5 protein-coding genes are annotated in these 5,676 nt (G+C 35.9%); 3 read left to right on the top strand and 2 right to left on the bottom strand.

Going from position 1 to position 5,676, the window contains the following annotated elements:
• Positions 1-308: 308 nt before the first annotated feature.
• A complete protein-coding gene (locus F6K22_RS29560; RefSeq protein WP_293106358.1) occupies positions 309-2,084 on the bottom strand; it encodes an N-acetylmuramoyl-L-alanine amidase family protein in 1,776 nt (591 codons plus the stop codon).
• Between the two features lie 279 nt (positions 2,085-2,363).
• On the opposite strand from F6K22_RS29560, the gene F6K22_RS29555 reads away from it, so the two are divergent.
• From F6K22_RS29555 to F6K22_RS29545, 3 genes are all read left to right on the top strand, one after another.
• Positions 2,364-2,660: a helix-turn-helix domain-containing protein gene (locus F6K22_RS29555; protein WP_293106355.1), complete on the top strand. Its 297-nt coding sequence runs from the start codon at positions 2,364-2,366 to the stop codon at positions 2,658-2,660.
• 349 nt (positions 2,661-3,009) lie between these two features.
• Positions 3,010-4,047 (top strand): glycosyltransferase, encoded by a 1,038-nt coding sequence (locus F6K22_RS29550; protein ID WP_293106352.1) that lies wholly within the window; start codon positions 3,010-3,012, stop codon positions 4,045-4,047.
• A gap of 187 nt (positions 4,048-4,234) precedes the next feature.
• Positions 4,235-4,411: an FAD-dependent oxidoreductase gene (locus tag F6K22_RS29545; protein WP_293106349.1), complete on the top strand. Its 177-nt coding sequence runs from the start codon at positions 4,235-4,237 to the stop codon at positions 4,409-4,411.
• A 305-nt stretch (positions 4,412-4,716) separates the two neighbouring features.
• On the opposite strand, the gene F6K22_RS29540 is transcribed toward F6K22_RS29545, so the two are convergent.
• Positions 4,717-5,676: thioesterase domain-containing protein (locus F6K22_RS29540; protein WP_293106346.1), on the bottom strand; the 960-nt coding region annotated here is incomplete at its 5' end.

Raw genomic sequence — 5,676 nt, 5'->3', positions numbered from 1 at the left:
TCAAAAAAGATGATTTATGACCTAAAAAATGGTATTGAGGCAATTTATTCTGACTCCTGACTCCTGACTACTGACTCCTAATAAACAGCCTAGTCATTTGTAACAAACATTTATCAAATTGGTATTAACTGAAGAGCTACTTAATTTATGCTAGAAATTATACCAGTTTCAAAAAATAATGCTACATTAACTTTTTTTTTGTACTTAGGGAAGACCAGGATTTGGCTATATAGGAAAATTAAATAAAGAGCAAGGTTTTTCCCTATTCCCTACTCCCTACTCCCTACTCCCTAATCGCTATATTCAATTTATTCAGAACTTTTTACCCACTCCACAATTCCATCAGCTAATGCTTTTGCTAACTTCTTTTGTTCTTGAGAATTCATAATCCATTCAAATTCATAAGGATTAATCATAAACCCTAATTCCAACAACACAGAAGGAGCGATCGCCGGACGAGTTAAAGCTAAATTATTCCAAAATACCCCATAAGAAGGTCGGTCTAATTTTTCTACTAAATAATTATGTAAAAATACTGCCAAACTATGAGCTTGAGAATGATACCAAAAAGTACCAATTCCCTGAGTTTTTAGGGCATCGCCATAATCAGGTAAAGCATTATAATGAACAGAAAGTGCTAAATCTGGCACTTGTTGATTAATCATTTCTACACGGTCTTTAGGATATAAATCCTCCTCTGCTTTTCGTGTCATATACACCGAAGCTCCCCGATTAATTAACTCATCCTGTAATAGTTTTGAGACAATTAATGTCACATTTTTTTCAGGATAACCATTCGGACCTCTTGCTCCTAAATCATTCTCACTCCCATGTCCAGCATCAATTAAAATTTTCATTCCAGTTAAAGGTTTATATACAGAACTAATTCCACTTTTGACTGCCGGAGGATGTCGCAAAGTTAACAGCAAAGTTGTACCAACATATTGTAATTTATAACCCCATTGTTGGTCTGTTTTTAAATAAAATTTATATCTAACTCCCTGTTCATTTTGCACTCTTGAAGTTAGAATTGGTTGCCAGTCTAATCGCTCAATTAAGGGGTCATCATCTAGGCGAATAGTATCAGTTTGAGCAGTAGTATTATGCAGAGTTAAAGTTAAATAGCGATCGCCCTGTTCGACTGTAACTGGCACCGGTACTTGCAAAGGAAACCTGATTTCTGTTGCACCTTGAATCTGACGAGCAATAGCACTCCGAATCACCGAACGGGGTGGTGCTGCATCTGTAAATATTCTAGTTTCATTTGCTTTGATCCAACCTCCATAGTCAAGTCGTAAATAATCTCCTTCTTTTCCTGTAATCAAAGCTTTAGTACCTTTTGGTAAAGGTGTCAAGCGGGAATAAGTGGTACTGGGTCCAGTTCTCGCAACTCCCTCTTCTACTGTTACTTCCGCCACCTCAAATGTAGTCGGAGAAAGAATAGTCACTTTTCCCGGTGCTTTTTGACTCACTGTCTTACCTCTGAGACTAAGTTTAAACTCAGGTTGACCTAACTCTCCTGGTTTCTCTGCTTTCGCACAACCTTGATAATATTCTCCGGCAGAAGGAACAGGTTGATTATCTCCTGTTAATACTGCTAAATTTCCTGGTAAATTTACTACTTGAGACTTAGAAAGTAAAGGAATAGTTTGGGCAGCTAATAAAACAGAAATATTAGCATTTGGAGGAGCGATCGCCTGAAAACAAATTAATTCCCCTGGCATTCTAGCAATATCTTTTGTCGGAGTCAAAGAGTCTTGACCAAAAGCTATTCCTATTGGTAAAGGTGGTTGATTTGAATTGCGTGTTATTTTTAAAATAATCTCTTCATTTTGATGGCGCACAGTAAATATATTTTCCCCTATTTGTAATGGAAAACTAGGAGCAAAATGACCAGAACGACTACGCTCATTAATTGGTTTTCCATTAACAGTAACTTCCGCTTCTGGAGAAGCTGTACCAATTAAGAAGATTCGGTCTGAAGTAGTTTTATGATTGCGTGACGGATAGGTAATAAATAGAGATTCTTGTTTTGACTCCGAGTCCTGTTGAAGTTGATTATTATCTTCATTATTTTGTGACATTGCATCGTGTGACATTGCATCAGGGGAAATGGTAATTATTACTCCTAAAAATATCATTAATCCTAAAGTTAATAAGCCAATAACTTTGCTAAATTTTTTGGGATTAATTGTTTGTTTTGTTGTCATTAGCAGTGGATTTAAATTTGCCATATTACTTTTTTGTTTTTTTTAGTTATATTACTTCATTTTACTAAATTTTTCTGGTTGGGAATTCTGGCGTTAGTAAATTGAACACGCCAAGAGTGATGGATCGGGTAAAATCTCTAAGTACCATAGACAATGTTAAGGCGCAATCGTGTAACAGTACAAAAATGGTTACATAAATATCGTACTGGCAGACTAAATATTTTACTAGAACCAAAGAAAAATTTAGGAGGAAGGCCAAGTTTAATTCCACCAAATGTAATCGAAAAATTAGAAGAAGAATTGCAAAATCCAGAAAGTTTCCAAAGCTATGTTGGAATTCAACTGTGTTTAACAACTTGTTTTGACATTGAGCTGTCTTATAAAACAGTTCATCAATTAGTTAGATATAAATTAAAAAGTAAATTATCAGAGATTACTTTTGACTTTTGACTTTTAACTTGCGCGTAGCGTTACCCCACTTACCCTCAAAAATACGAATGTAACAATATTTTTTGAAATTGGTGTTACCCTACTTTATCAAATCTTTATAAAAATACCTCAGTTTTGTGAATTTTTGATGAAGATGCAGTTAAAGGGTTGACATAAGGATATGGAAGTTTGCATAATAAAAAATGTAGATTTAGTCAAGTGCTTCCAACAAAACTTTTGAGAGATTACTGAAGGCACTTAATTTTTTTCCAAGGTTTATTTACTTCTATTGCAGGGCATTTTACATCAATTAACGATTTATATATTCGCAAGCAATTAAGTCAAGCTTCATTTAAGTACTCAATAAATTATGTCAATAACTATTAACCTAATCTATAAAGCTACTCTTGGGCGTATCACTGGACTAGAAAGAGATGCGTTGATAGTAGAACAGGCTCTCAAACCATATCATCACAAATTTAATCACTATAAAATAACTGAGAGGAGATTTTTCAAAAAATACAAAATTCCTCAAAGCTTAGTATCAAAAGCTAACGCTTTTTTTAAAACGAGAATACATAAATTTGATATCAATATCTTCTTTGAAAGGATACGTCCTGAGTTGTGTGAATTAGCCAATCTTAATCTCTTTATTCCTAATCAAGAGATGTTTCATAAATCACAACTACCATTACTACGGGATATGGATTTGATCTTGTGTAAAACCAGATATGCTGAGAGAATTTTTCAAAAAATAGCAAATAATGTAGAGTATATTGGATTTAAATCCATGGATCGTTTAACTAAAGAATTAAGAAAGGATTATAACAGCTTTCTTCATATTGCAGGCAAAAGCTCATACCGTCGAGGAACATCCCAAATATTAGACTTATGGACTAGACATGCTGACTTCCCCCAATTAAATGTAATTGCTCATGGTTTTAACTCTGAAGATTATACAAACTATCCAAATATAAAAATTTTCAATGACTATATACCCGATCAACTTTTGAAGAAGCTTCAAAATCAAGCAGGGATACACCTTTGTTTATCAGAAAGTGAAGGATTTGGACATTTTATCATGGAAGGACTAAGTTGTGGATCATGTGTTGTGACAACCAATGGTAAACCAATGAATGAATTAGTAGAATCTGATCGAGGATATTTAGTAGATTGTAACAGAATTGAGCCAGAAGAAAAGAAATTTAGTGAGAAATTTTTCTTCGATCCAGTTAACTTAGAAGAGAAAATTTTGCAGATTCTGGCAGATTCTGATCAAGAAAAAATTAATAAGTCCCAAAAAGCTCGCCAATACTTCAAGAAAAATGAGGAGATTTTTCATAGTAATTTAATCGGAATTATAAACAGCCTTATACCAATTTCAAAAAATATTGTTACAATAGAATAGGTATAAAATTATTAAGCGATCGCGACTACTAGATTGATTCAAAGGATTTTTTTGTCTTTTATACATGAATTGAGAGGCTTTATACCTTAATTTTTCGGTAATATGAAGATCGAGTAACCGGATATGGCGATCGCCCGATTATATAATTTATAATACTACCGGACACCAGAATTTAGGTAGAAACTTAATGGCACAAACAACAGCATATTTCAATGCAGATGTAGATGTAGTTATTATTGGTGGTGGTATTGCGGGTCTGGCAACAGCTTATTACCTCAGCCAGAAACAAAATCTACAAATTATATTGTTAGAGAAAGACTCTATCCCTAATCCCAACAACAGTTCCTATGGCGATGAACGCTAGAACTATTTTTAAGCAGTGTTTTTTTCTTTTTCGTTTCATTTTCGTCCTTTAAGCTAGTTTTAGTCAAGCAATAGTGTCTTTGGGTAAGTCCTGAATTTCTAATTCCTGGATAATATGCACAAATGATTCGGCATCTATAACACTGTCTTGATCTTGATATCAAATCCTGTTAAAAAGTTATAGATTGGTCGGGTCAGGATGATTCATATTATGTCCGGATAATTGCACACACTACGAATTTTGAGGCCGCCAGTGGAAGTGGGTTAATCCACGAATTAGCTCACAGTGATTCAGCGTAGAGTTTTTCAGCCAACGCTAGCTAGACCAAATTTAAGTTTTTCAGCTAATACCATTATGTGAGGTTCACTCAACATAGTGGTATGATTTCCAGGAACTACATGAACCTCTACAGATTGAGTAGAAAGCTGATTCCATCCCCAAGTTGCATCGCTAGGTATTTCATCAAGCATTCCTAGGTCATCGCGATAAACTTCGCTGGTGCGAAACAGGGTAATCGGACCAGGATAACCTCCTTGTGGGAGGTAACTCATAAAAGCCAATTCATCAGCTTTAATCGTTTGGACAATCCCACGCACTCGTTCAATTCCTGAATTATATGGCAACAAGTTTACGGTTTCCATCTGTTGTTTGAGATAATTTAATTGTGCTTCGGGAGTTAGAGGTTTGAGGATTTCATAGGAAATATCGAGATTTTTCCCAGATAACATTTCTAGGATATGGGCAATATTGGTGAACCATCGGGTATCATCCCAATCTAGTTGTTTTAGGATGCTACCAGGAACTCGTGCGGGAAGGTCAAATAGGGCAAGTATGGCAACTCTTTCTCCCTGTTGTAGTAGCTGCTGTGCCATTTCAAAAGCAACCAGAACCCCAAAGGAATGACCGCCAAGGAAGTACGGACCAGAAGGTTGAAGGGTTTGGATGGCTTGGAGGTAGTAAGCGGCTACCTCTTCAACACTACCAAAGGGTTCCGAAATCCCATCTAAGCTGGGAGGTTGTAAGGCGTAAAAAGGTTGGTCATTTCCCAGATGACGCGCCAGTTGGTGGAAATACACCACATTGCCACCGGAACCAGGCATACAGAAGAACGGTGGGTGGTTTCCTTGGGGTTGAATAGCAACTAAAGGAGACCAAGAGTGAGTATCAGTTTTTTGGCGCAATAGAATGGCTAATTGTTCTACGGTAGCGCCTTGGAAAAGAGCAGCTAAAGATAGATTTTTGCCAAATTGAGAAACAATTTGGCA

The sequence above is a fragment of the Okeania sp. SIO2F4 genome (assembly GCF_010672385.1).
Classification (GTDB): Bacteria; Cyanobacteriota; Cyanobacteriia; order Cyanobacteriales; family Microcoleaceae; genus Trichodesmium.
The sequence above is the reverse complement of the archived record's forward strand: the minus strand, read 5'-3'. Positions and strand labels throughout refer to the sequence as shown.